Origin of the sequence: Fodinibius saliphilus (genome assembly GCF_005869845.1) — a bacterium.
GTDB classification, from domain to species: Bacteria; Bacteroidota; Rhodothermia; order Balneolales; family Balneolaceae; genus Fodinibius; species Fodinibius saliphilus.
Genome location: NZ_VAWF01000003.1, coordinates 117,766 through 144,106, shown reverse-complemented (window position 1 = coordinate 144,106; position 26,341 = coordinate 117,766). Strand labels below are relative to the sequence as shown.

Below are 26,341 nucleotides of genomic sequence, written 5' to 3'. Positions count from 1 at the left end.
TTGCGGTCACAGCGAATTAACTCGCCATTTTTATTGTATACTATATTGTCTAAATAAAAAATAATTCGGTAACCGTTCTACATCTCAAACTATTGTACCTAGTCAATGATTAAAGAAGCACGTAACAAATTAAACAACGTTTTTGGATATGAAGATTTTCGGCCCCTGCAAGAAGAAGTTATCTCACAGGTTCTAGATAAGGATGATGCATTAGTCATCATGCCTACAGGAGGCGGAAAATCTCTTTGCTACCAGATACCTGCCCTCCTTTTTGATGGGCTAACCATCGTTGTCTCTCCACTCATCTCGTTAATGAAAGACCAGGTAGAACAGCTACAACAGTATGATATCCCTGCCATCTTCCTTAACAGTACTTTGAGCCCTGACGAATATCAGAGAAACGTTGATCGGGTACGAAACGGAGAAATAAAGATGTTGTATCTGGCTCCCGAAACACTGATGATGGATAAAACCAGAAAGCTCCTTGCAACCCAAGATGTCGACCTCTTTACCATTGATGAAGCACATTGTATTTCGGAGTGGGGACACGATTTCCGTCCCGATTATCGTGAACTTACAGAAATTCGAAAAGATTTCCCCGATGCAACCTGCTTGGCCCTTACTGCTACGGCAACCCCTCGCGTACGGGAAGACATTGAAGACATTTTAAAGCTCGATGATTCCGAAACCTTCCTAGCAAGTTTCGACAGGAAGAATCTTTTTCTTAAAGTTGCCGATAAAGAAGATCCGCTGGAACAAACTCTGGATTTCCTCTATACCCGGAAAAAGCAATCGGGGATTATCTACTGTTTTTCTCGAAAACAGGTAGAAGAACTCTATGTTGAGCTCAAGAAAGAAGGCCACTCGGTAAAGCCGTATCATGCGGGACTTTCGAAGAAGCTTCGAAACCGAAACCAAGAGATGTTTATTCGCGATGATATTCAGATTATTGTTGCGACTATCGCATTTGGAATGGGTATTGACAAGCCCAACGTGCGGTTTGTTATGCATTATGATCTGCCCAAAAACATCGAGTCGTATTACCAGCAAATTGGACGTGCCGGCCGAGATGGCCTACGTGCCGACTGCCTGGTGCTATACAGCCGATCCGATAAACAAAAAATCCAATACTTCATCAATCAAAAAGAAGGTACGGAGAAAAAAGTCGCCGAGAAACACCTTAAAGATATGCTGAAGTTCATGGAGACGGATGAATGCAGGCGTATTCCGTTAATGGGATACTTTGGCGAAACCTATGAAAACGACAACTGCGGCATGTGCGACAATTGTCTCTCTATTGATGCCGAGGTAGAAGATTTAACAGTACACGCACAGAAATTTCTGTCTTGCGCAGTACGCACCGGCGAACAATATGATGCCTACTATATTGCCGATATCCTACGTGGATCTACTAAAGACAAGGTACTTGAAAATGGCCATGCTGAACTCCCTACCTACAATATTGGTAATGAGTGGGCCAAAGAACAATGGATCTTACTGGGACGCATGCTCGTTCACCAAGGATATCTGGAACAAGATGAAAGTCACGGTCCCCTATCACTAACCGATCAGGCTCGTGCTGTACTCGACGGTAAAGAGAATGTATTTGGTGCTCTCGACCGCTCAGATACTGTTGTGGGTGATCAAGCAATGGATCGCACATCTTCTGAAGTTGAAAAGAATTATGAAAAAGATCTCTTTGAGCAACTTCGTGATAAGCGAAAAGAGCTGGCCGACGAACAAGCTGTTCCACCCTATGCCATTTTCCCGGATACTACGCTCATGGAGATGGCCTATTACTTCCCCCAGTCTACCGATAATCTTATTCCAATTTATGGAGTGGGAACGGTCAAGAAGAAAAAATATGGAATGGATTTCCTCAAGATCATTCGCAAATACTGTGCAGAAAATGAGATCGAGGAACAAGAAAAGGTACTAAAAGAAAAGAAAGAAGAGCTTTCTAAGAAGGAGAAGTACCAACGAATTGGCGAATCATTTAATGAGGGTAAATCAGTTGAACACCTTGCTGAGCAGTATGGGGTTAAAAACGTGACTATTATTAAACATCTTAAAACATATTTAGAAGATGGTAATGAGTTACGTCCCGAGGGCATCGTCAAAGCTTCATCACTTTCAACCCGCAAAAGGAATAAGGTACTGGAAGTCTTTGATGAAATAGCTCCACATATGCTGCGTCCTATTTATAACAAGCTCGACAAAACAGTAGGGTATGATGAGCTTCGAGTTATACAACTCTATTATATGGCCCAACAAAAGTAGTATCTGCTAATTACATTTTGGAGTTTCCATAGGCACGGGTCCCAGGCTCGTGCCTTTTTTATTAGCTTTATTCGATATCCCTTTTGTACCGAGATCCTGAACTTGTTTCAGGATCTGCCGTTTATTTTTTCTAGTATTCTACCTATCTCAAAACAAGTAGGAAAAACTCATGTAAAGCCCGACAAAGTACCTATCAATAAGCAGTTATCAATTCGATGGTTAAGTAAATACATGACCTCAGTGCCTTAATGGTTAGAATATAATGGCCAACTAATTATTAACGTTTACAACTTTCAATCATCATGAGTCACGCATTATTCCTTCAATAAATAGTCCACTTTCATTATCACATCTGAGGTGATCTTTTATTATCATTAAAGCGATTGGTAACCATAAATTTCAGACTGTTTTATGAGTTCAAAAAATATTGTCGTAGCCTTTGGCGGTGTCTCACCCGAACATGAAGTATCGGTGCTCTCTGCCATGCAGGTTATTGCATCCCTAAAAGAGAGTAGGTTTAATCTCATCCCTTTATATATTACCAAATCGGGGCGCTGGTTAACAGGGACACCCCTGTTGGAGCTCGAAAATTATCAGGATCTTGACCAGCTCCGTAAACAGGCTACTGATTGCACTTTTTCTCATAATGAGCTTGGGAAAGCTATTCTTCTGGAAACTGAAAAAAAGAGCTTCTTCGGTAGTCCCGAGGAGTATCCAATCCACGCTGTAATACCGGCCTTTCATGGCTCTGAAGGGGAAAACGGATCGTTCCAGGGCACCTGCGAAACATATAACATTCCCTATGCCGGCAGCGGTGTTTTTGCCTCTAGCATTGGCATGGACAAAGTTAAAGCGAAAGAGCTATGTCGTGCTCATAACCTACCCGTTGTTGACGAATTTGATTTATTTGAAAAAGAGTGGGAGAACGATCAACAAACCGTGCTGCATTATGCCAAGCAACTGGGATATCCCGTAATCGTAAAACCCACTACCCTGGGGAGCAGCATCGGTGTGACAAAAGCGGAAGACGAACAAGCCCTTATCAAAGCCATAGAAATGGCCTTTCGGTACGATAATAATCTGATGGTAGAGAAAGCAGTGACACCTCTCATGGAGATCAACTGCTCTGTACTTGGCACCACCGAGGAGCTACAAACCAGCGTCTGTGAACGTCCACTGGGGCAAGAAGAAACACTCTCTTTTGAAGACAAATATCAAACTGAAGGGGGGCAAAAAGGGATGGCTTCTGCCGATCGGGTAATTCCCGCTGATATCTCTGATACAATGACCGAAGAGATCCAATCTCTTTCCAAGCAGATCTTTAGAGTTTTTCGGGCCAGTGGTGTGGCTAGACTCGATTTCCTGATCAATGAAGACACAGAAGAGATCTATTTTAACGAAATAAATACCATCCCGGGCTCATTTTCTTATTACCTGTGGGAAGAAAGTGGAATGAATATGAAAGAATTAATGCTAAATTTAATCGAAATTGCACAAGATCGTCATCAGAAAAAAATAGGGCGTATTCGGTCCTATGATACCAACTTGCTTGATGAAAAAGCGATCAAAGGTATCAAAGGATTAAAAGGTTCAAAAAATTAAGTGCCGGCAAAACTATTACAAACAAAAAGGTGCCTCATATGAAATCATTAATTCTGCGCAATAAACTGTTCGTTGTTTTTTTAGCTCTTTTCATCATAATAGGATGTAAGCAAACTGAAACGGTAATTGTAAATGACAGTCCAACAGCAATTGCTACAGACACCACCGGTACAGAGGGTGCCAATGAAAATGAAGCTGGATTTCGCAAACTTGTCATTGGAGATGATCAAAAAATCTATTCTTTAGATCCTCTTTTTGCCGACAATACGGTCTCAATGCAGGCTACACAGTTAGTATACGAAGGCCTTGTTCGTCTCAATACCAATGGCGACGTAGCTTCTGGCATTGCTGAAAGCTGGACTGTAAGTGACGATTCTCTTCGTTATACCTTCAAATTAAGACCCGACATATTTTACCAAGACAGTGAGGTTTTCAGCACCGGTACAGGACGCCGACTTACAGCCCATGATGTTAAATATAACTTTAACCGAATGGCCAAAGCAGAGGTACCTCCCCGGGCTGCACAGCTTTTTATGAATATTCGAGGGTTTGAACCGTACTTCCAAGAACAACGCATGGTATACAACCCCGAAAAACGCAACATTAATGACATTTCCGGGATCTCCGTCCCAAATCAAGAAACCATCGTTTTTAAACTAGAACAGAAGGATCCTCAGTTTTTAAAAAAACTAGCTACTCCTTATGCCGTTATCTATCCCGAAGAAGCAGTAGGCGAAGAACTCAAGGACTTCTCTCCTGTTGGTACAGGTCCCTTTAATTTTTCGAAACAACCTTCTGACTCAACATACATTTTCTCTAAGTTTAATGATTATTATGATGCTAACAGTATAAAACTTAATAGGGTAGATATTACTAGCCATTCTAATGAGCAGGATCTTTTTAAATCGATGAGTACTGGAAATCTGCATCTGATCCCTCAATTGGGACCACAGTTGATTAATAGTCTCTTAAATTCCGACAACACCTTACAAAGTTCTTATACCAACCTGTATAACCTATATAAAGGGGGAGCCACGACCTATACGCTCCGATGGAATGCTCACAGTACTATTTCTAAAGACGAAGCTGCTAAAGTCAGGCGTATTTCCTCCTCTGATTCAATCAGTTTTTTCCGTTCTCTTCCGGATGAATATATCACTTCAACTGTTGTAGATACCACAAGGCCAAAAACCACTTCGCCATCTCAGTTACCCCCAATCTACGCTATGTATTCTGATGATCCTTTTATACGTACGTATCTGGGCAGCTTATCGGAAGCCCTTAGCAAAGAAAACGGATCCCTAAAGATGATTCAACACCGAGCTCCAAGCCGTAAAACCGGACTATTCCTTACCAAGAGCTATCCACTTATACCAGACAGCCAGTGGAGCAACTATGAACCAATATTTCAATTTTCCATAGATCAACTGGCATTAGTGCGTAATGAAATTGAACAACTCCATTTCAATCAGTATCCTTGGTGGTTTAACCTTCGGAATGTAACACTGCCTGCTGCAGAAAATATGTGATTGAAAATATGAAATTTGCCGTAATTGCAAACCCTCAAAAATATTCTGTCAAAAAGCCGTTTATTGAACTGCTCAACTGGGCGGATGACCATAAGGCGGTAGACGTCATTTTCTGTGAAGAATTGCAAGAACTATATAATGGAGACGAGCACCCCTCAGCTATTGTAGTAGAAAACGAGCAGCAAGCTATTGATCAAGCTGATATTATTATTGCCATTGGTGGTGACGGCACAATGCTATATACCGCAAGGTTGATGAAAAACATTCCAAAACCAATTTTAGGTGTTAATAGCGGACGTCTGGGGTTTATGGCATATACGCAAAAAGAGCAGTTGCCCAAAGCCCTGCACTCCTTGCTAGACGGAAAATATCGAATAGATAAACGTTACCTACTAGAAGCCGAAGACCAAGAAGGAACTATTTATCATGCGCTTAATGAGTTTTTGTTTTCTAAAAAGGACTCAACCTCGATGGTAAAAGTCCATGCTGAGTATGATGACATGTTCATCAATGATTATTGGGCTGATGGGTTAATAGTTGCATCCCCCACCGGGTCTACGGCTTATAACCTCTCTTCTAACGGACCTATTGTTATGCCTAATACAGATGTGATGGTACTCAACCCCATCAACCCACATACGCTCACCACTCGTCCCTTGGTACTACCATCCAACAAATCGTTGAAAATACGAGTCAACGAACAAGATCATGAAGTACTTTTTTCGTATGATGGGCGCATCAAAGAGATTGATTCCTATCCTTTCGAGGTAGCTATTCGCCGGTCCAACTTTACCATTAACCTAATTGAACTGCCGGAACAAAGCTATTTTGATACCCTCCGCCATAAACTCATGTGGGGTATGGATTCACGGAATAGAGATTAGGGGTTAAAAATTTCATCACTGCTAAAATAATTAATTCCATATTCTTACTTGGCAAATCATTTAAAAACCAACTTCCCTTATCTAACTTCCAGTTTCGAACTTCTAGTTTCTTTATCCCAGAGATATTCTAAAGTATAATTGACCGGAATAAGTAAGAACAGTAATAAAGCTCATCACCAAAAACATCGAACTTTACCACTATGCATTTCAACACGCAAAGATCCCACACTTATTTAACTCTCGCGGCTGATATTCAACAATAATCGCCTTATCTTTGAGGTGAATTTTTAATCCCTAAAACTATTAGTATCATGAAAGTAACAGTAGTCGGTGCCGGAGGTAATGTCGGCTCTACCGTATCCTTGTCAGTTGCACAGCGCGATTTCGCCAAAGAAGTTGTTATGGTTGATATTGTGCAGGAACATAATGGTGAAAAGATTTATCCCTCTAAAGGTCGAGCACTTGACCAGTGGGAATCATCACCTATCCATAAATTTGATACCAAACTGACCGGGACCGTTGATTATGAAGATACTGCCGGTTCTGATGTTTGTGTCATTACGGCTGGTGTTCCTCGAAGACCGGGAATGAGTCGAGACGATCTGCTTGAAACCAATGCGAATATCGTACAGGATGTTGTTAGCAATCTTGTTGAGCATTCTCCCAATACAATATTGATTATTGTTTCCAACCCGCTTGATGTGATGGCACAGGTTGCACTCGAAACCAGTGGTTTCGACTCTAGCAGAGTAATGGGAATGGCCGGTATTCTTGATACGGCACGCTACCGTTCTTTCTTAGCAGAAGAGATCAACGTCTCCCCGAAAGATATTCAGGCGTTGCTGCTCGGTGGCCATGGCGATACGATGGTACCTTTGCCTCGCTTTACCACTGTTTGCGGAATGCCTATCAAGCAGTTCATTGACGATGAAAAGCTTGAAGAAATTGTAGAACGTACCAAAGGTGGCGGAGGTGAACTCGTCAACCTAATGGGAACCTCTGCATGGTACGCTCCCGGTGCTGCTGCCGCACAAATGGTAGAAGCCATTGTGCTCGATCAAGATCGTGTTTTCCCATGCGCAGCCCACTTAAACGGCGAGTATGGCCAAGAAGACCTGTTTCTCGGAGTTCCGGTTAAGCTTGGAGAGGGCGGAATTAAAGAAATAATAGAAGTTGACTTAAACGATGAAGAACAAGAACTTTTAGATGAGTCAGCCGACCATGTTCACTCTGTACTTAAAGAGTTCCGTCTGCTGATGGATAAATAAATCGCAATAAATTGAGGACATAAGGCCCTCACTACTTGCATTTAAGAGAAAAGGACTCCGCAGACCATAGCGGAGTCCTTTTCTTCTTTTAGTCTATTTCGGGATCTATTTTGACTCCCAACTAAAACAAACCGGTAATCACCCCGTCCTCATTTACATCCATATCCATGGCGGCCGGCCGTTTGGGTAGTCCCGGCATCAGCATCATATTTCCACAGATAATCACCAAGAACCTTGCACCGGCCGATAACTGCACATCCGTAACAGTTAAGGTGAAATCCTTTGGTGCCCCCTTCAATTTAGGATTATCGGAAAGGGATGACTGGGTTTTGGCAATACAAATGGGAAGATCTCCATAACCCAGCTCTTTAAACCGAGCTAAGTTTTTGAGTGCTTTCTTTTCGAAATAGATGTCATCAGCACCATATATTTCTGTAGCCACTTTTTGCACTTTCTCTTCTACAGGCTCTTCCAGATCATAAAGCGTTACTTTTGAAGGGGTGGGATTACCATCAGCAAGAGCCGCTGTTATATGGGCGAGTTCTGTGACACCTTCTCCTCCTTTTGCAAAACCATCATGTGAAGCACATTTTACCCCCAACTCCTCACAGGTTTCAATAATTTTATCGATATCTTCCTGTCGGTCTCCTTCAAATCTGTTGACGGCAACTACGAGTGGCACATCAAACTTTTTCATATTCTTAATATGGGCTCTGAGATTTTCCAAACCCTTTTCAAAAATCTTGGGGTCTTTATATCCATTTTGAGCCTCATCTACAGATAAACCGCCGTGATACTTAATAGCACGACAGGTAGCAACAAGTACAACGGCCGAAGGCCAGATGTCAGAAGATCGGCATACGATGTCAAAAAATTTCTCGGCTCCTAAATCAGCTCCAAAACCGGCTTCTGTCACTACGTAATCGGCCAGCTTTAAACCAATCTTATTGGCTATGATACTACTAGTGCCATGGGCAATATTGGCAAAAGGCCCCGCATGAATAAGCGTAGGTACATGCTCTAATGTCTGTACCAAATTAGGCATGATCGCCTCATTTAATACCATGGCCATAGCTTTATGGGCTCCCAGATCACGGGCTCTTACCGCCTGACCGGAACGTTTATACCCAACCACAATATCACCGAGTCGTTCTTTTAAATCAGTTCTGGAAGTGGCAAGAGCCAATATAGCCATAATCTCTGATGCTGCAGTTATTAAAAAACTGCATTCTCGAGGGATGCCATTCACTCTTCCCCCCAGGCCTACTACCGTATTGCGTAGCGCTCTATCATTCATATCCATCGCGCGATCCCATAATTCATTAGTAACATCAATATCTAACTCGTTACCTTTATAAATGTGGTTGTCAACCATCGCAGCCAAGAGGTTGTGGGCTGTCGAAAGGGCATGGATATCTCCATTAAAATGAAGGTTAATACGTTCCATGGGGATAACCTGAGAATACCCACCACCGGCGGCTCCTCCTTTGATTCCGAATACCGGTCCCAGTGAGGGCTCTCGCAACGTGATAAGTGATTTTTTACCAATTTTTTGTAATCCCTGCCCTAATCCTATCGATGTCAGCGTTTTTCCTTCACCGGCCGGAGTCGGAGTCATGGCTGTAACCAAAATCAGTTTGCCATCCGGGCGATTTTTAAATTTTTCCATGACGTTTAACCGTATTTTACCGGTATATTTGCCATAGAATTCAAAGTTTTCTTCATCCAATTCCAATTCCGCCATAAACTGGCGCATGTGATTTAGCGGGGCCTGTTGCGCAATCTTTATACTTTCCATAGTGATTATTCTTTTTATATCATTTTTAAAAAACTCATCTACCTCTACCTCCGGCAAAGGCTAGAGGCACAGCCCTTAATTTAAGATAAAATAGTCTTAAATACTATTTTAATATTGCTTAGAAATATACTAACCCACAATAAAGTCCGGATAATCCAGCCTAACAAAAAAGCTCTATTGACCTGTTTTACAATCTATAACTTATGAAACAAGAGCTCCCTTATGGTCAAGAAAATGAAGCTCCCGGCCGACAATTAGGGGGCCGACACTAAGACAATATCTTCGGCTACCAACCCCTTATCATTTTCGACCAGGTCAAATTCAAAAATGAGGTCACGACTCGGCAGAAAACTGGTATCGAAGTTTTCTTCGAACTGTGAGATATGAGCAAATACCGTGTTATAAGGAGACTCGTCAAAGCGGGAGTCAGTAATCCACAAGTTTTCATTCATCTTCACGAGGAATCGAAGGAAGCCGTAACCGTCGTTATGTGAAAAGTCATAACATACGCCCCGTACGCGTGAACCTGTTTTGCCCCATGCATATGGTGATTCAATGGGAAGCAACCCCGGGATGAGATAACCCGAGATATACATATCGGCAGCTTTTTTAAGGTCTTCAGCCATATCATCAAATCCAATAACCTCAACACGTAAGCCTTTATCCTGTACAGCATTCACTACGCTCTCATAGCTGGCATTGTTGGTAAGTAAAATAAGCTTATCAAGATGATCGGCCTGCATCAACATATCTACTGCCATATCCATATCTACAGTAGATTGGGTGATAACCTCTTCGGTCTCTTCATCCTCGTAATACTGAACGGGTCTCTCAATCACTTTATACTCAAAATCACGAAGTACTTCGCTAAAACGAGCTGTTTTATTACGATACGATTCATCCTCTTCTGCCCGATCTTCATCATAGGCAAGATATACATTCATTCGGGCAGGAATAGAACCGTCACGACAAGCAAACTTCCGTAGAATATCGTATCGAAGCCCAAAGCCTCCATTCATTGTTACATTTACCGCATCTACATAAATACCCACTTTACCTTCCATAATAATAACCCCTTAATAATTCCTTAATTATTTCGAAATAATTTTTGGTCAGTAGCAGGATGGCGATCCAAAAAATAATTATCTATTATGCAAAAACCATAAGCGTGTGCTGATTGAACATGGAATCGATAACAAAAGTATTCCTGCACTGCCTAATGATAACATCATAAAGCGACCTGTCCATTCCGATTGGAACCATTCTGTTGCCATCGGCAGAAAATAAATTGCGGCTGCAGCAATACCCATCATTAAAGATGTACGAATAATCTGATAGTTAACCGGATATACCTGTGTACTTTTGTAGTATAAGAACATCGCCATAACACCATAGCTAATGAGCGTGGCAGTAGCAGACCCCATCATGCCATAAACCGGGATTAAGAAGAGGTTAGCCAAAATTGTAATCCCTGCCCCAACCAAGGTAATAACGGGCAGTATTTTTGTTTTTTCTTTAATGAAGATTCCTGCTGTAAAATTCATATACCAACCATGAAACCAGTAGGCTCCCAACAGGACCGGCACAATACTGAGTCCGGCCCAATACTGCTTGCCAACAATATATGCATCCATTAACGGTACTTTTATCTGAACAATATATTCGGCAAAAAGAGCTACAATCAAGAAACAGATACCTGCTATGGCATTGTAGTAGCGAAAAACGTCTTTGAATAATCCCGGGGCTTCCGGGTCATCAGCATTACGTAAAAAGAAGGGCTGCCAAGCCATGCGAAACATCTGCACCAGCAACAACATAAAGACCGAAAGTTTATAACAGGCACTATATATTCCTACAATATCGTCGGGTACCAATTCGGGCCCATATAGCTGGGTTACTGTCTCCTGCGACATATAGTTACCCAAGAAAAAGCGATCGAGCATTTCATTAATAACAAATCCGAGGCCAGCCGGAATAAAGGGGATCCCAAATTCCAGGGCTTTCCGTAATATGGGCGTATCCCAACGACCAAAAAACATATCGGCTGTGACCATCCAAATCACCAGAGCTGTTATTGCTGATGCCAGAAAGCTGGCAAAGAAAACAGAATCGATACCCCAGTTGAGTTCCAAAATCAGGTAAAACTGAAGCCCCACATTAACCACGATATTGCCAGTTTTTAAGAGGGCAAAGAGCCATTTGCGTCGATCAAGACGCAACTCAGCAAAGGGAACCAGCACCATCGTATCGAACCAAAGGATACCGAGCATCAGCCAAAAGAGATTCTCATGCCCTGTTTCAACCAGGTTCATCGTTGGCATAATAAGCGGTGCCAGTAACATCAATAATATTACTAACAGCGTGGAAAGGGCCCCCAATCCCATCTGCAGGGTGGTAAAGATATCTTTGGCCTTATCACGGTCTTTGGCATATCGCAAGTAGCCCGATTCCATACCAAAGGTAAAAACAACATTCAGGAAGGCGAGACCAGCATATACCAGGCTCACAACCCCATATTGCGAGGGTAGAAAAGCCCCCGTATGCAGTGGAACCAACAGATAACCGATAAATCGCGCCAGCACATTACTAATGCCATAGACCAGACTATCTGAAAATAATTCTTTAAGTTTCTTCAATTGGGATTAGTTTGGCAGCTTTAAAAACGATATACAGGTTGGTAATAATCCATCAGGCATCTCGTATTAATTGTTCAACAGCATGTACGCCCAGCACATAACTTTGTTTGCCTAAGCCGGTAATGATACCATTAGCTACGGAACCGGTAAGCGTCTTTTCCCGAAATTCTTCACGGGCATGGATATTTGACAGATGTACTTCTACAATAGGAATTTCGAGTAGAGCCAGGGCATCGCGAATTGCTACCGAAGTATGCGAATAGCCTCCAAAGTTGACGATAAGCCCATCCACATCAGACTCTACCAAGGACTGGATAACCTCAACAAGTTGTCCTTCCAAATTACTCTGAAAGAAAACCATTTCATGATCGGCGAAACGATCAATAAGAAGCTGCTCAATATCTTTAAGCGTCTCTTTACCATATTGTTCAGGATCGCGCTTACCCAGCATATTCAGGTTGGGACCATTTAGAATCGATAACTTCATAAATCTACTCTCGCTGCAATTTGTTTTTTTATTTCGAGCATCCGGTCTTCTTCTACATTAACGTTATGCCCCAACGCCATCACTTGGGTCTCTTTATAAAGCGGCACCAAATGGACATGCGCATGCGGCACTTCCAGCCCTTGCACAATAACTCCTGTCCGCAGGGGATTTAACGCATCGTCAATGCCTTTGGCAATCGTTTTGGAAACATCCATTGTTTGTTGCATCAGAGTATCCGGCAGATCAAAAAAGTAATCAACCTCCTTTTTAGGAACCACCAACGTATGCCCTTCTGCAATAGGATTGATATCCAGAAAAGCTATATGCTCTTCTGTTTCTGCCACTTTATGACATGGAATATCGCCCTCAATAATTTTGGTGAATATTGTAGCCATATTGTTTTATCGTTATGGATTACTGTTTATCGAAATGTTGTTATAGCTCATTCAATTATCAAATTCTAAATTCGCAATTCCTAATTCTGAATGCTCAAATCTTGTGATACTCCATTTTATCAGGTTCCAGTGCAATTCGCTTTTCCTCAACACCCCAATCTAAATATCCTAATATTTCTGACAATACTAAGAAAATAGCTCCTTCTTCTATCGGTTTGGGAAACATTGTATGAGAAAGCTCCATCAAGTTCATCGGCTGTTTATCAATCAGTTCTATTATTTCTTGATATCGCTCCTGATGTTCCGAAAGGTGATGATCTGCTACTTTCTTAATATCGTTAATCTTTTTGCCATGCCCCGGCAACACCACTCCCTGCTGCTCTCGCATCCACTGCAAGGATTCGCGATACTGCAGCAAGCTTTTGTTTCTTTCGCCGCTTTCGGCATCAAAATTGATAAGAGCATTCGTACTGATATGTTCCAAAAGAAGATCCCCACTTAAAAAAAGGTTCTCACCCAATACAAATGTTACATGCCCTGGAGCATGGCCGGGGGTCAGCTGAACCGTCGCCTCCAAAGTACCACTACTCAATTTATCACCGGCGCCAACCCATTCTGGCTCAATGGGTTGTTGATACTGTTTTAGCCACTCCAATTGCTCAATCATTTTTACCGTAAGCATAGATGGGATATTATGGCGCTCAAAAAATGCCTTAAACAGTTCGCTGTTATTGTTGGTTGCAAAATTTTGACGCTCTTTAGAATGCCCGTATATCACCGCCCCTGACCGCTCAGCCAAGAAAGATGCTTGTCCATAATGATCGGGATGACCGTGGGTTAACCAGATTTCATCAAGATCACGCACAGTAATGTCATATTCTCCCAACTTTTTTTCTATGATGGTCAGAGCATCCGGGGAATAATGACCGGTATCAACCAATACATTTTTTTCATCTTTAATTAAATAGCAAAACACATCTCCCACTGCAAAAGGAGTAGGAATACAGATGGGATAGATAAAAACGTCGTTTACTTTCTCTTCTTGCAAGATTCCGATTTTAAATTATTAACTCAATGCCTCATAAGGTATTAATTTTTTTGATCAAACTAACTTGCTTATCCTGTGTTAAGAGCCTAGTAAAGGGATAATAAAATTTTGTTATTTTTTTCTTGAAATTAACTGCATGAAACCTGTATATTTGGACTCTCGTTTTTAACCCAAGAGTCGGTAGCTCAGATGGTAGAGCAACGCCCTTTTAAGGCGTGGGTCGTGGGTTCGATCCCCTCCCGACTCACAATTATGTAAAGAATCTCTCTCTTAAGCCTCTGCTGGTTGATAGCCTCAGAGGCTTTTTTGCTATAATTTATTTATTGTTAATGGAATGTCTTGCCCGATAACTTTCGTTAACTTGTTATGAATTTATCCAACGTTATCGGATCTCATTTAAATACACTTTATGTCTGAGAAAAAGAACCAACAGAAGAAGAACAAAGACTCTAAAAAGAACAAGGGAATTCAAGGTCCCGGCGGAAAACACCAGTATACTTTTTATTGGATCGTTATAGCTGCCCTCCTCGGATTTTGGCTCTTCAGCTCCCAAAGTGGCGGCTTTCTAGGAGGTCCTCCCATCATTGATTACAGTGAATTTCGAACACAGATCCAAGATAACAATGTTCGAAAGGTCACTATTCGAGGTGAACAAGTTGAGGGGAAACTTAAACAGCGTACGGCCCTCAAAGCTTCCGAAAATGACACTACTCGCTATAACAGCTTTATAACCTACTTGCCCTCATTTGGTGATGAAAAGCTTCTAACGATGCTCGAAGAGCATGGAGTGCAAGTTCAAACACTTCCCAAAAGTGATTTCAACTGGTGGACCGTTCTGCTGTGGGGTATACCTCTTGCTTTTTTAGTTCTTATTGGCCTGCAATTTTTCCGACAGATGAAAATGCAGGGTCAAAACATGTTTCAGATTGGTGAGAGTAAAGCCAAACTACAAGATGCAGAAAAAGTAAACACCACCTTTGACGACGTTGCCGGACTAAAAGGGGCCAAAACGGAGCTACAAGAAATTATCAGCTTTTTAAAGAATCCCGATAAATTTGATTCTCTCGGTGGCGAAATTCCAAAAGGAGTACTCATGGTGGGTCCTCCTGGTACCGGTAAAACATTACTGGCTCGTGCTGTAGCAGGAGAAGCAGGCGTACCATACTACACCATCACCGGCTCTGATTTTATGGAGATGTTTGTTGGTGTTGGAGCCAAGCGAGTGCGTGATATGTTTGAAAAGGCTAAGGAAAAATCTCCGGCTATCATCTTTATTGATGAAATTGACTCTATCGGTCGTAAGCGTGGTGCCGGACTGGGCGGTGGACATGACGAACGTGAACAAACGCTTAACCAATTGCTTTCTGAGCTTGATGGTTTTGAACCTAATGCAGGCGTTGTAGTAATGGGCGCTACTAACCGTCCCGATATTCTTGATAAGGCACTGCTACGCCCCGGGCGTTTTGATCGCCAAATTACTGTACACTTGCCCACACAAGAACATCGTGAACAGATTCTGGAGATCCACGCAGAAAACAAGAAACTTTCTGATGAAGTTAATCTCGAAGAAATTGCCCGATCAACACCCGGGTTTAGTGGTGCTGATCTCCAGAACTTACTGAATGAGGCTGCCCTTATTGCTGCCCGTCACAAACGCAAAGCAGTTGAGCAACAAGATATCGATCAGGCCCGTGATAAAGTTATGATGGGTCTCAAGCGCGAAGGAATCAGACTTTCTGACCATGAGAAGAAGCTATTAGCATACCACGAAGCAGGACATGCTATTGTTGCTGCCGTACTGCCTAATGCCGATCCGATCCATAAAGTTACCGTAATACCACGTGGTAAGGCAATGGGCGTTACCATGCAACTGCCAGAAAAAGAGAAACTCCTGTACGAAAAGAAATATATGCTTGATCGCATGGCTGTTATGATGGGGGGGCGTGCTGCCGAAAACCTCATTTTTGATACCGCTACCAGTGGTGCAGAAAATGACCTCAAACAGATTCGCCAATTGGCCCGCAAAATGGTTCTTGACTGGGGAATGAGTGAAGAGTTTAACAACATTGCCTTCGGGAGCCAGCGCGAACAGGTTTTCCTCGGTGAACAGATGGGTAATCCCAAAGAGTATAGTGAAAGTACTGCTCAAAAAGTGGACCAAGAAGTTCAACGTATTCTCGTAGAGGCTTACGATCGTGCTATCGAAGCAATTACAGAAAACAGAGAAATCCTTGACCGACTGGCTGATGAACTTATTGATCGTGAAGAGGTGCCCGGTAAAGAAGTTATGGAATGGCTCAATGGCAGCTTAGATAAGGATAAAAAGCAAGCCGGCGAAGATGAAGAGCAAACTAACGAAGAGACCGAAGCCAGCGAAAGCGAGGACTCTAAAGAAGAACATACTGAAGAAAAGGAGAATAGCTCTAAAGAATAATAGTTTCTAATTCGCATCTAAATTTTCGTAAAATGGAATACAAAATCATTTTCGAAAGTGGCGTTACAGAAACGATAGAAGCTGAATCAATTACCCCTAATGATGTTCTCGACAAGGTCGAGATCAAGGATAAAGATGGTAATGAGTTAGAAGAAGTGTACCTCAACTTTGAACATATCTCTGCCATTATTCCACAGGGTGATTGATAACAAATTATAAAAGCCGGTAAATCCCATGTGGGTTTACCGGCTTTTATATCTGAATCTTAAATTAACAGCATTCAAAAGAACTTCCCTCTCCTACCTGTAATTTATAGCATAGTCATCACTATTAAAGTATAAAAAACAGCTCCTAACCCTGCTGCCGTAAGTGCCAGTGGTATCTGTGTATACACATGATCCATCAAGTCACAACCGGTAGCCAGTGATGAAAGGATGGTTGTATCGGAGATAGGCGAACACTGATCACCAAACACACTACCACCAACTACAGCGCCAAAACAGAGCGTAATAAAAAACTCGTCCGGCATCACGGCCCATGCTAACGGCATCGCCACCGGAAATACTACCGCGTACGTACCCCATGACGTTCCTGCAGCAAAAGCGATAATCATACAAAGGCCCATTAATATAGCCGGCAGAAAAGCTGGCATTATTGAACCTCCCACGAGCTCAACAACATATTCTGCAGTACCCACTGACTCAGCTACTCCTTTGAGCGTTACGGCCAGTGCCAAAATGATAGCACCAATGGTTACCCCTTTACATCCATCAACAAACCCATCCATTACTTCTTTAAGCTCCATCCCTTTGGCAAGAGCGATAAACATTCCAGTTAATACCGCCAGCACAAATGCTTCAGCAATAAGCAAGGTCGGATCTTCTGTATTTCCCATAAAATAAAAGGTCGTCACATAAGGAATAATAGCTACGCCCAGCAAGGTCCCGATAGGGCCAAAGAAATCAACCAACCCAGAACTATACCCCTCAGGTATATTCATTTCTGTCAGTTCTGATGCCGACATCGGTGAAGCATCATCGCGATCTAGCTTGCCCTCCTTTTGAACACGGTCAATCGCTTTTCTCATCTTCTTTCCGGGCACCCAAGGCAGTAGCTCCCAGGCAAAAAAGAACGTCATGATTAAAGCGATAATCGCATAAAAGTTAAATGGTAATGCCTGGAAAAAGAAGGCCACCCCGTCCTGAGTTGTCTCAAAAAGGGGAATTGTTCCCACAACCAAACCGGCAATATAGATAGGCCATACATTGAACGGGATCACTGTTGCTGCCGGAGAGGCGGTAGAGTCAACCATATAAGAAAGCTCTTCGTGTGATACGTCATGCTCATCCGCTATGGGGCGCACAGTTGCTCCAGTAAGCACTGTACTAATGGTACCGCCTTGATGAAAGACCAGTCCCATCATCCAGGTAAAGAATTTGGCACTCTTTCGGCCCCTTACAATCTTATCACTGGCCCAGGCTGCAAAACGTTCGGCACCACCGGTACGCGTCCAAATTCCAATAAGGCCACCTAGCGACCACAAATAAACAAGCAATATCAGCGCAAAATCTTCTGTACCGATAGAGGGAATCAGGTAAGCATCAATAATATTGATATTACCGGATATAAATCCCCCGAGAGCAATACCTACAAATAATGAACTGATCACTTCTTTGGTCCAAAAGGCCAATACAATTGCTACCAGTGGGGGCAACACCGACCAAAATCCAAAGTGCCCCCCTTCTTTAGGAAGCTCACCAGCGAAAACCAGCCCTAAAACCAATACTACCAGGATGATGCTTAAGTTGATCCAATTTCCTTGCGAAATATTCGATAACGAATACCCTTTAGATTCAGCCATACTGTATTTTTTGTTATTAAAAATGTCACTCTAACCTGCTTAAAACAGAGCATCAAATCAAATAGGAGTTATCCTATCATTCCATAATCATTTTGCTATATTTACGCGGACATTAGATCTTAGATCAAACGCTCTTATGAAAAAAACTGATTTTGGCTTTTGGGAGTATGTACGTAGCATTCTTACGATCATCATATTTTTTTTCACCTTTTTGATTTTTACCCCTGTCATTCTTTTTCTATTGCTCATAAGTTTTGGGAAAGCATCCAATTTAGTTGTTGAATATATTGCCCCCATTATGGTACGCCCTGCGTTTTGGGCCAGTGGCATTCGGTTTAATGTAAAATACCATACCGATGAGCTAACCAGCCCGGCGATCTTTATCATCAATCACAGTTCTACGCTGGATGTTCTAACACTTCTGGCACTAGGATTACCTAAAATTCGTTTTGTTGCCAAGTGGGAGTTCCAGTACAATCCCATCTTCCTCATTCTCGGCCGTTTAACCGGGCAGATTTTTATCAAACGTGAAAAGTCAGACAAAGCAATAGAAACACTTAAGAAAACACACCAGCGTATCCATCGCGATGAACTTTCTATTATGATGGCGCCCGAAGGCTCACGAAAACATCCGGGTATTATCGGTCCTTTTAAAAAGGGCCCTTTTCGTATGGCTATGGACTTGGATTACCCCGTCGTACCTATCTATTTCGAGGGTAACCGACAATTAAGCAGAGGTGGTACCCTTATCACCAAATCAGGAGAACTTACGGCCCATATTCACGATGCGATCGACACCTCTGATTGGACTCTCGAGAACCTGGAAGAGCATATAGAGGAAGTTCGAGAACAATACCTGGAGTGGGCAGGCGTAGAAGATGATAACGTGCGACCTATCGCCTAACTACGGAAGTTGATATTAATTTTTTAATCCTTCCGATATCCGTTTAATATTATTATGAAAATCGAATCTTGTCTCTATTTTGGATAATATTGTACTATGGCATCAAGTAACTCGATCTATTTTCAGATCCCAAAAATTGACGAGGAAGGTATAGTAGTACAATACGACAACCAACCTCATTTTTATGATCAGCTGCACCATCATCCCGAGCTGCAGTTAGTGTATATTCTTGAAGGTACCGGCGACCTCTTTATTGGCGATTCGATCACGACCTTTAAACCGGGCAACCTTTTCCTATTCGGATCCAACCAGAGTCATATCCTCAAAAGCGATAACAAATATTTCCAAGATGACTGTCAACAGCTTTCGCGATCTGTCTCCATCTTTTTTCACAAAACCTCATTGGGAAAAGGGTTCTTTGACATTTCCGAAACAGCCATTATTAAAAAGTTGATAAAACGTGCAAACCGGGGCCTTGCTTTCTCTTCTGAAGTAGCACAAAAAATTGGCAATCGTATGCAAGCCCTTCTCAATATCTCCGGCTTTGATCGATTTTTAGAAACGCTATCTATTCTACATGACTTATCCCAAACTGAGAAATATGCCTATTTAGCACAACAAAGCAGTACGCATCCTCCTGATGATAAGGAAAGTGAACGCATTAATAATATTATAAACTATATCCTGAATCATTATAAAGAGGATATTAAGCTAGAGACTATTGCCGAAGTTGCCAATTATAGCAAAACCTCTTTCTGTCGCTTTTTTAAAAAGAGAACGCGCAAAACATTTACGCAATTTTTGAATGAAGTGCGCATTGCCCAAGCTTGTAAGTTATTGCGGAACACCGATCTCAACATTTCTCAAATTTGCTATGAAAGCGGCTTTAACAATGTTTCTAATTTTAACAGGCAGTTTAAGCGCATAACAGATACCACCCCTCGTAAGTATGCTGATAAATTCGACAGTGTTTCTTCCAGCCTTCACCTTATAGAATATGACACCTAACTATCCCTCCCATTTTATAGGAGAATAATGAATATAACTAGCCTCTATTTACTTAATATTGAGCTTGGCAATACGACCACTGCTTCCCGAAGCCCAAACAGAACTTAACCCCTCAGCTCCAACACTGATAGAATGGAAACCTGGTCCTTCAATTGACTTCCAGCTATAGCCTCCGTCTGGGGAGTATTCAGAACCTGATGGACCTGCCGCAATAAAATAGGGCGTTGTATACCGAACCACCGATCGATAGTCTAAACCCGCATCTTCAACCAGTTTCCACGAAGCACCACCATCTTCTGTTACCGCCACATTCTTCTTTTCTTGCAGTTCTTGATTATAATCGCCCCCTACGGCTACCCCATAATCTTCGTCACGGAAAGAAAGAGAAAAAATCCCGGTAGATGATCGACCAGCAATAAAGGGTGTTTCATGCGTAGTCCAACTCTGTCCCTTGTCAGTAGTTTTAAAAACATGTGCCATATGGCCTCCTGTGCCCAACCAGCCCGTACTTTCTCCTTCTACCGTTAAATGAGTACCACTGGCTGCAAAACCGTATTCTCCATCGGCAGCTTTGGGCATTTCCTGTCTCGGAATTTCAGTCCAACTGTCGCCTCCATCAGAGGTTACCAAGATAAAAATATGTCCACCTATAGGATCTCCCTGTAACACTCCGTATTTGCCATCCCAGAACGCTATAGCATTAAAAAAGCCCTCGCCATATTTATTTTCATAAACCTTTTTCCAGCTTTTCCCGCCATCTGCTGTTTTATACAATTGCGAAGCACTTCCTTTACCCGCCGACATAACAACTGCTGTCTGGCGATCAAAAGCTTCAATATCTCTAAAGTCTAAGGTGTCTACCCCAGGGATAACAAGATTCTCCCAGTTCTTGCCACCATCTGTTGTTTTTAGCACCGTTCCATCCGTACCGCTGACCCAACAAACAGAGCTATCAACAGCAGAAATACCTCTGAACGAAAGTTTCTCCTGCTGATGAACAATCTCCCAAGAAAAAGACTTTTCCTGGCTACAGGAAACAACAATCGTTAAAATTATAGAGAAACAAATGAGGGGTATAATATTATTGAGTCGCTGCATATTTTGCTGATTTATCAATTCGTCATTTTGCTCTATAAAGCAATTATAACACTCTAAGAAGTCAACTTCAGGATAATAATAATTTCGTGAACTTTTTATCTATTATATCTGTCAGGATCAATTAAAGAATCTTCAAATGCGGTTTTCTCTCCCATGATTAGATCTGCTACCGTCTTACCACACACCGCCCCCAAGCTCATTCCCATCATTGCATAACCGGTAGAAGCAAACACATTTTTATATTCATCAAAGGGGCCTACATAGGGCAACCCATCCGGGGATATCGGTCGCAATCCTACCCAGATATCGTCAGTATCAAGATCTTCCATTTTATACTCTGGCAAGTATCTACACACTGATTTTTTGAGACCAACTATCTTCCTTGAAGTGATACTGGTATCAGTGCCGGTGATCTCCATCGTCCCGGCAAACCGTAACCTACCATTCATAGGTGTCATCGTCACTTTCGCTTCCGAAAAGATCCCACAATGTTGTGGCATCACCGGAGCTTCGGGGAGGGTAATACTATATCCCTTTCCAGCCTGCATCGGGATCTTAACATCAAGTGCTCGGCACAATGCAGGGGTCCACGCCCCCGTTGCTATGACCACATCTGTACATTTGAATACCCTGCCATCTGCTGTTTGCACTTTTTGTATTTGCCCCTCTTGCTTCACAAATGACTGCACATCACTTTTATACTCAAAGTGTACACCTCTCAGAGTCAACAGCCTTTTTAACCCTTCCATCAATAAGCCGGGGTGTAGGTGGGCATCTTTAGGAAAGTAAGTAGCGCCTATGATATCGAGGTCAAGGGCAGACTCTTTATTCCGAACTTCTGCGGGAGACAGCACTTCTGCCGGAATGCCCAGCTCTCTTGCCTTACGAGCAACTTCGGCCTCTTCCTCTAGTCCTTTTTCGGTCTTGCAAAACATAAACAGCCCGTTCTTCTGAAAATCAAAGTCCAATTCCTCTTCCTGCTCCAGCTCTACCAGCAGCTCCCGGTTTTTAAACAATAAATCTCTGAGTAATGGCGCTGATTTCTCGACATGTTGAGCGGTAGAAGCCTTTTTGAATTTCCATCCCCAATCGAATAATTCGCGACTCAGGCGCGGGCGAATATAGAATGGGCTTTCTGCACTGAGCATCCATTTAAGTCCCTTTTTAATGATTCCTGGAGATGCCAATGGGATAATGTGACTGGGTACGATCATTCCGGCATTTCCATAAGAGCAGTTATCCCTGCCGTCCCCTTTATCCAGAATCGTCACATCCGCGCCGGCTTTGTTCAGGTAGTACGCTACGCTGATACCGGCGATACCGGCCCCTATAATAATCACATCTTTGCTACCGCTCATAATACTGATATTAATTCGTTTTGTCCCCTAGTTACTTCTGCCGCAAAGCCGTAGAAGTAGATTGGAATAGCTACATCACCTGGAATCCATGAGCATAGGGATCGTCATCATCAATCACGATGGTATTGTAACCGGTAATGCGGGCCCATCCTTCGATGCTTGGGATAATGGCTGGCTGATCGCCTACGGTTGTTTCATCCTCAATACGCCCAATAAATGTACTGCCAATAATACTTTCGTGGATGAACTCCTCCCCCTTTTCGAGCTTTCCTTTGGCGGCCCACTGTGCCATGCGCGCCGAAGTTCCAGTACCGCAAGGAGATCTGTCAATAGCATTACCCCCATAAAACACCGCGTTACGCGCTGTTGCACTATCATCCATGGTATCTCCGGTCCACATGATATGGCTAAGTCCCCGAATGCGCTCATCTTTGGGATGCACAAAATCATATTGTGCATTCAGTCGTTTGCGAATCTCTCGACTCCAACTAATCAGCTCATCCGCCCGATAGTCCTGCAGCCCCTGAAAGTTTCTCTGGGGATCTACAATCGCATAAAAGTTACCCCCATAAGCCACATCAACGGAAAGCGGTCCCAGGTCGGGGCATTCCACTTCCAGCTCTTCGGCTGCCTTAAAACTAGGCACATTCGTTATTTTCACCGAAGATACCCGGCCGCCCTCTTTGGTGTATTCTGCTTCAACCAATCCCGCCGGAACTTCCAGTCGTACCTTCCCCGGCTCATTGGGAGTGACCAACCCCTCCTCGATCATACTGGTCACCGTACCGATGGTACCGTGCCCGCACATCGGAAGGCAGCCGCTGGTTTCGATAAATAGGATGCCAATATCATTTCCGGGATCTGTTGGCGGATAGAGGATACTCCCCGACATCATATCGTGGCCGCGCGGTTCAAACATCAGGCCTTTGCGAATCCAGTCATACTCTTCGAGGAAATGTTGGCGCCTTTCGGCCATGGAATCCCCTTCCAACAGAGGACCGCCGCCCGCTACCAAACGTACGGGATTGCCACAAGTATGGGCATCAATACAGAAGAATCTTTTTTTAGCCATAAAATTTATTTACTAATTCGCTTTCCATCTACGTTGCGATAAATCTCCAATGGATTATCATCCTTAAGTGCATCTGGCAGTAATGCCTCAGGGCAATCCTGGAAAGCAACCGGCCGAGCAAACCGCTCAATAGCGGTCGTCCCTACAGAGGTAAACTTCGAATCGGTCGTAGCAGGAAATGGTCCGCCGTGATGCATCGCCTGACATACCCGTACCCCGGTGGGCACCCCATTAAAGATGACTCTTCCTGCTTTTTCACGACAGATACTTATCAAGGATCTATAATCAGCAAGCTCCTCGTCCTCTCCCATAAAAGTCACCGTGAGCTGTCCTGCTAGACTGCCAGCAACCTTATGCATCTCGGATTCGTTGCTACAAGAAACCACCAGAGTATAGGGACCGAAGACTTCTTCACCCAGTTTTTCGTTGGCAATAAAATGCTCTGCTGTCGTGGCGGCTACGGCACCGGCTCCCCTTGTTTGAGGTTCTTCGCCGGGAGCTTTCACCACCTCAATACCCGGTTGTTCAAACATAGTAGCTCGCTGCTGTTTGTAGTTATCCGAAATATTGGGATTCAACATACAGCCGGCCGACTGATTACTAAGCTTCTCAGCCAATACATTTTTAAAGGTATCCAGATTGCTCCCTGCTTTGGCAACAATCAGTCCGGGATTTGTACAAAACTGACCCACGCCCAAACTCACCGAGCCCGCGTATTCTTCGGCAAGCTCCTCAGCTGAGGCAGATAATTTCTCATCCAACAAAAACACCGGATTAATACTTCCCATCTCAGCATAAACGGGAATGGGCTCATCACGCTGCTGGACCATATCAAATATGGCTTTGCCGCCCTTAAAAGATCCAGTAAATCCAACCGCTTTGGTCAACGGGTCTGTTACAAGTTCACCGCCTACTTTGGGCCCGCCGTTAAGACTACTGAAGACCCCATCGGGCATCTCCGTTTTCTTTGCCGCTTCAATAATCGCCCCAGAAATAAGTTCATTGGTGCCGGGATGAGACTCATGCCCCTTTACCACCACGGAACATCCTGCTGCCAGGGCCGAAGCGGTATCGCCGCCAGCAGTAGAAAATGCTAACGGAAAATTACTGGCTCCGAATACAACCACCGGTCCCAGCGGCACCAACATGCGACGAACATCCGGCTCTCCATGGTCAATGCGTGCATCAACCCAACTGCCTTCGCGCAGCAGGTCCGCAAACATCTTCAACTGATTACAGGTCCGTCCTCGCTCGCCTTCTATGCGCCCGGTCGGCAGCCCCGATTCAGCAGAAGCCCGCTCTACCAACTCATCGCCTAAACTCATTATCTCCTCGGCAACCTGATCCAGAAAGTCGGCCTTCCTTTCTCCGCTCAAATGCCGGTAGTCTAAAAATGCCGCTTGTGCTTTCTGCAGGGCCTGCTTCACTTCTTGGCGGGTTGCGATACTAAACTGCTCCGCAAGCTCTTTATTTTCCATGGGGTTATAGGCCCGCAGCGTTTCGGCTCCTTCGCTGGATGTCGCGTTCCCAATAAAATTTACTCCTTCAATCATAAATCTATACCATTTTTACTCTTAAAAATTCAATGCTGTGCTATAACGAACGACCTAATACTAACTGACCGGTTGTTTGACTTCGGGCAATTCCGGTCTTTTTTCTAATGAATCTGTGATGACATTCTGTACATGCTCAAGCTCTTCCCCAACCAGCGGGAGACGCGGCTTACGTACATGCTCGGTGCCCACCCCTGCTGCCACCTCGGCAAGTTTAATATTCTGTACCAACTTTGAGTTGATGTCCAACTCAAGCAATGGCATGAACCAACGATATATTTTAAGGGCTTCTTCTATACGTCCTACTTTTACCAGCTCATAAATAACTACCGTCTCATCCGGAAAGGCCGAGACCAAACCGGCTACCCATCCGCAGGCGCCCATTACCATGGCTTCCATCGCCAATGTATCAACGCCACACAGTATTTTTATGCGATCCCCAAAACGGTTTTTCATACGCGTTACATTTGTCAGGTCCCGCGTCGACTCTTTTACAGCCTGAATGTTATCATAGGAAATGAGCTCTTCAAACATACCCATCGTCACCTCGATGCCGTAGTCTACCGGGTTATTGTATATCAGAATTGGCAGATCTGTTGCTTCGGCTACTGCTGAAAAGTAGGCCACAACTTCCCGGTCATCGGCTTTGTATTGCATGGGCGGCAATAGCATAATTCCGGAGGCCCCTTTTGCTTCAGCATCCTGAGTGAGTTTTATCGCATCTCGTTGTGTGCGTTCGGCAATATTCAGTAGCACAGGTATCTCATTCCCTATCTCATCCAGAGCTGTATCCAAGAGCTCTAGCTTCTCGTCCCTGCTGAGAGTGCTGGCCTCTCCCAGCGAACCTGCCAAAATAATTCCATGAATGCCTGCTTCTACCTGTACGCGAAGATGATCCCGAAATGTCTTCAAGTCCAGCGATTCATCTTTGTTAAACTTGGTTGTGATAGCGGGATAAACGCCATGCCAGTCGATATTCATACTCATACAGTCCACTACTTTCTAAATTAACAGTTTCTTTTGTGATACTTGATTAGCATAAAAGTCAATAACCGGACTGTATTCTAGTACAATATTACCAATTCCCTTGTAAATATTATCATGGTCTGCCTAAAGGCAATGTTTA

General features: G+C 43.4%; 21 protein-coding genes and 1 tRNA gene. 10 read left to right on the top strand and 12 right to left on the bottom strand.

The window, feature by feature from the left end:
* Positions 1-105 precede the first annotated feature (105 nt).
* The 5 genes from recQ to mdh all read left to right on the top strand — a co-directional run bounded on the left by recQ (position 106) and on the right by mdh (position 7,563).
* On the top strand, positions 106-2,280 hold the full coding sequence (gene recQ / locus FCN14_RS11265) for a DNA helicase RecQ (protein ID WP_138431384.1): 2,175 nt from the start codon (positions 106-108) through the stop codon (positions 2,278-2,280).
* A gap of 411 nt (positions 2,281-2,691) precedes the next feature.
* Positions 2,692-3,882 (top strand): D-alanine--D-alanine ligase family protein, encoded by a 1,191-nt coding sequence (locus FCN14_RS11260; RefSeq protein WP_138431383.1) that lies wholly within the window; start codon positions 2,692-2,694, stop codon positions 3,880-3,882.
* Between the two features lie 38 nt (positions 3,883-3,920).
* The gene (locus tag FCN14_RS11255; protein WP_138431382.1) at positions 3,921-5,411 is read left to right on the top strand and encodes an ABC transporter substrate-binding protein; all 1,491 of its coding nucleotides are present in this window, start codon (positions 3,921-3,923) and stop codon (positions 5,409-5,411) included.
* 8 nt (positions 5,412-5,419) lie between these two features.
* On the top strand, positions 5,420-6,295 hold the full coding sequence (locus tag FCN14_RS11250) for an NAD(+)/NADH kinase (protein WP_138431381.1): 876 nt from the start codon (positions 5,420-5,422) through the stop codon (positions 6,293-6,295).
* A 311-nt stretch (positions 6,296-6,606) separates the two neighbouring features.
* A complete protein-coding gene (mdh, locus tag FCN14_RS11245) occupies positions 6,607-7,563 on the top strand; it encodes a malate dehydrogenase (RefSeq protein ID WP_138431380.1) in 957 nt (318 codons plus the stop codon).
* Positions 7,564-7,684: 121 nt separating this feature from the next.
* Here the strand turns inward: mdh and FCN14_RS11240 are convergent, their stop codons facing one another.
* From FCN14_RS11240 to FCN14_RS11215, 6 genes are all read right to left on the bottom strand, one after another.
* Positions 7,685-9,361 carry a formate--tetrahydrofolate ligase gene (locus tag FCN14_RS11240; protein ID WP_138431379.1) on the bottom strand — a complete coding sequence of 559 codons (1,677 nt, stop codon included), beginning with the start codon at positions 9,359-9,361 and terminating at the stop codon, positions 7,685-7,687.
* Between the two features lie 254 nt (positions 9,362-9,615).
* Positions 9,616-10,425 carry a LabA-like NYN domain-containing protein gene (locus FCN14_RS11235; protein WP_138431378.1) on the bottom strand — a complete coding sequence of 270 codons (810 nt, stop codon included), beginning with the start codon at positions 10,423-10,425 and terminating at the stop codon, positions 9,616-9,618.
* 78 nt (positions 10,426-10,503) lie between these two features.
* Positions 10,504-11,997: a lipopolysaccharide biosynthesis protein gene (locus FCN14_RS11230; RefSeq protein WP_138431377.1), complete on the bottom strand. Its 1,494-nt coding sequence runs from the start codon at positions 11,995-11,997 to the stop codon at positions 10,504-10,506.
* A 52-nt stretch (positions 11,998-12,049) separates the two neighbouring features.
* Positions 12,050-12,484 (bottom strand): type II 3-dehydroquinate dehydratase, encoded by a 435-nt coding sequence (aroQ, locus tag FCN14_RS11225; RefSeq protein ID WP_138431376.1) that lies wholly within the window; start codon positions 12,482-12,484, stop codon positions 12,050-12,052.
* Complete coding sequence (locus FCN14_RS11220; protein WP_138431375.1) at positions 12,481-12,879, bottom strand: HIT family protein; 399 nt, start codon at positions 12,877-12,879, stop codon at positions 12,481-12,483. Before FCN14_RS11220 ends, aroQ begins: the two co-directional genes overlap by 4 nt.
* 94 nt (positions 12,880-12,973) lie before the next feature.
* Positions 12,974-13,927: an MBL fold metallo-hydrolase gene (locus FCN14_RS11215; protein ID WP_171032900.1), complete on the bottom strand. Its 954-nt coding sequence runs from the start codon at positions 13,925-13,927 to the stop codon at positions 12,974-12,976.
* Positions 13,928-14,101: 174 nt separating this feature from the next.
* On the opposite strand from FCN14_RS11215, the gene FCN14_RS11210 reads away from it, so the two are divergent.
* The 3 genes from FCN14_RS11210 to FCN14_RS15760 all read left to right on the top strand — a co-directional run bounded on the left by FCN14_RS11210 (position 14,102) and on the right by FCN14_RS15760 (position 16,567).
* Positions 14,102-14,174: transfer RNA gene (locus tag FCN14_RS11210), tRNA-Lys, on the top strand.
* Positions 14,175-14,336: 162 nt separating this feature from the next.
* Positions 14,337-16,361, top strand: a complete 2,025-nt coding sequence (ftsH, locus tag FCN14_RS11205) for an ATP-dependent zinc metalloprotease FtsH (RefSeq protein WP_138431373.1) — start codon at positions 14,337-14,339, stop codon at positions 16,359-16,361.
* A gap of 32 nt (positions 16,362-16,393) precedes the next feature.
* Positions 16,394-16,567, top strand: a complete 174-nt coding sequence (locus FCN14_RS15760) for a hypothetical protein (protein ID WP_171032899.1) — start codon at positions 16,394-16,396, stop codon at positions 16,565-16,567.
* 104 nt (positions 16,568-16,671) lie between these two features.
* On the opposite strand, the gene FCN14_RS11200 is transcribed toward FCN14_RS15760, so the two are convergent.
* Positions 16,672-18,222, bottom strand: coding sequence for a Na+/H+ antiporter NhaC family protein (locus tag FCN14_RS11200; RefSeq protein ID WP_138431372.1), 1,551 nt, complete (start codon positions 18,220-18,222; stop codon positions 16,672-16,674).
* A gap of 136 nt (positions 18,223-18,358) precedes the next feature.
* Between FCN14_RS11200 and FCN14_RS11195 the strand changes: the two genes are divergently transcribed.
* Both FCN14_RS11195 and FCN14_RS11190 read left to right on the top strand, forming a co-directional pair.
* Positions 18,359-19,126 (top strand): lysophospholipid acyltransferase family protein, encoded by a 768-nt coding sequence (locus FCN14_RS11195; protein WP_138431371.1) that lies wholly within the window; start codon positions 18,359-18,361, stop codon positions 19,124-19,126.
* Between the two features lie 96 nt (positions 19,127-19,222).
* Positions 19,223-20,134 (top strand): AraC family transcriptional regulator, encoded by a 912-nt coding sequence (locus FCN14_RS11190; protein WP_138431370.1) that lies wholly within the window; start codon positions 19,223-19,225, stop codon positions 20,132-20,134.
* 48 nt (positions 20,135-20,182) lie between these two features.
* Here FCN14_RS11190 and FCN14_RS11185 read toward each other — a convergent pair whose 3' ends face one another.
* The 5 genes from FCN14_RS11185 to FCN14_RS11165 form a co-directional block, all read right to left on the bottom strand.
* On the bottom strand, positions 20,183-21,232 hold the full coding sequence (locus FCN14_RS11185; protein ID WP_138431369.1) for a WD40/YVTN/BNR-like repeat-containing protein: 1,050 nt from the start codon (positions 21,230-21,232) through the stop codon (positions 20,183-20,185).
* Positions 21,233-21,327: 95 nt separating this feature from the next.
* On the bottom strand, positions 21,328-22,590 hold the full coding sequence (locus tag FCN14_RS11180) for an NAD(P)/FAD-dependent oxidoreductase (RefSeq protein ID WP_138431368.1): 1,263 nt from the start codon (positions 22,588-22,590) through the stop codon (positions 21,328-21,330).
* Between the two features lie 70 nt (positions 22,591-22,660).
* Positions 22,661-23,662 (bottom strand): 4-hydroxyproline epimerase, encoded by a 1,002-nt coding sequence (locus FCN14_RS11175; protein WP_138431367.1) that lies wholly within the window; start codon positions 23,660-23,662, stop codon positions 22,661-22,663.
* 5 nt (positions 23,663-23,667) lie between these two features.
* Positions 23,668-25,215: an aldehyde dehydrogenase (NADP(+)) gene (locus FCN14_RS11170; protein WP_138431366.1), complete on the bottom strand. Its 1,548-nt coding sequence runs from the start codon at positions 25,213-25,215 to the stop codon at positions 23,668-23,670.
* A 60-nt stretch (positions 25,216-25,275) separates the two neighbouring features.
* A complete protein-coding gene (locus FCN14_RS11165; RefSeq protein WP_138431690.1) occupies positions 25,276-26,196 on the bottom strand; it encodes a dihydrodipicolinate synthase family protein in 921 nt (306 codons plus the stop codon).
* Positions 26,197-26,341: the final 145 nt, after the last annotated feature.

Bases quoted from the DNA above. Each gene is read 5' to 3' on its own strand.
- recQ (WP_138431384.1), top strand. From the start codon at position 106: ATGATTAAAGAAGCACGTAACAAATTAAACAACGTTTTTGGATATGAA.
- FCN14_RS11260 (WP_138431383.1), top strand. From the start codon at position 2,692: ATGAGTTCAAAAAATATTGTCGTAGCCTTTGGCGGTGTCTCACCCGAA.
- FCN14_RS11255 (WP_138431382.1), top strand. From the start codon at position 3,921: ATGAAATCATTAATTCTGCGCAATAAACTGTTCGTTGTTTTTTTAGCT.
- FCN14_RS11250 (WP_138431381.1), top strand. From the start codon at position 5,420: ATGAAATTTGCCGTAATTGCAAACCCTCAAAAATATTCTGTCAAAAAG.
- mdh (WP_138431380.1), top strand. From the start codon at position 6,607: ATGAAAGTAACAGTAGTCGGTGCCGGAGGTAATGTCGGCTCTACCGTA.
- FCN14_RS11240 (WP_138431379.1), bottom strand. From the start codon at position 9,361: ATGGAAAGTATAAAGATTGCGCAACAGGCCCCGCTAAATCACATGCGC.
- FCN14_RS11235 (WP_138431378.1), bottom strand. From the start codon at position 10,425: ATGGAAGGTAAAGTGGGTATTTATGTAGATGCGGTAAATGTAACAATG.
- aroQ (WP_138431376.1), bottom strand. From the start codon at position 12,484: ATGAAGTTATCGATTCTAAATGGTCCCAACCTGAATATGCTGGGTAAG.
- FCN14_RS11220 (WP_138431375.1), bottom strand. From the start codon at position 12,879: ATGGCTACAATATTCACCAAAATTATTGAGGGCGATATTCCATGTCAT.
- ftsH (WP_138431373.1), top strand. From the start codon at position 14,337: ATGTCTGAGAAAAAGAACCAACAGAAGAAGAACAAAGACTCTAAAAAG.
- FCN14_RS15760 (WP_171032899.1), top strand. From the start codon at position 16,394: ATGGAATACAAAATCATTTTCGAAAGTGGCGTTACAGAAACGATAGAA.
- FCN14_RS11200 (WP_138431372.1), bottom strand. From the start codon at position 18,222: ATGGCTGAATCTAAAGGGTATTCGTTATCGAATATTTCGCAAGGAAAT.
- FCN14_RS11195 (WP_138431371.1), top strand. From the start codon at position 18,359: ATGAAAAAAACTGATTTTGGCTTTTGGGAGTATGTACGTAGCATTCTT.
- FCN14_RS11190 (WP_138431370.1), top strand. From the start codon at position 19,223: ATGGCATCAAGTAACTCGATCTATTTTCAGATCCCAAAAATTGACGAG.
- FCN14_RS11185 (WP_138431369.1), bottom strand. From the start codon at position 21,232: ATGCAGCGACTCAATAATATTATACCCCTCATTTGTTTCTCTATAATT.
- FCN14_RS11180 (WP_138431368.1), bottom strand. From the start codon at position 22,590: ATGAGCGGTAGCAAAGATGTGATTATTATAGGGGCCGGTATCGCCGGT.
- FCN14_RS11175 (WP_138431367.1), bottom strand. From the start codon at position 23,662: ATGGCTAAAAAAAGATTCTTCTGTATTGATGCCCATACTTGTGGCAAT.
- FCN14_RS11170 (WP_138431366.1), bottom strand. From the start codon at position 25,215: ATGATTGAAGGAGTAAATTTTATTGGGAACGCGACATCCAGCGAAGGA.
- FCN14_RS11165 (WP_138431690.1), bottom strand. From the start codon at position 26,196: ATGAATATCGACTGGCATGGCGTTTATCCCGCTATCACAACCAAGTTT.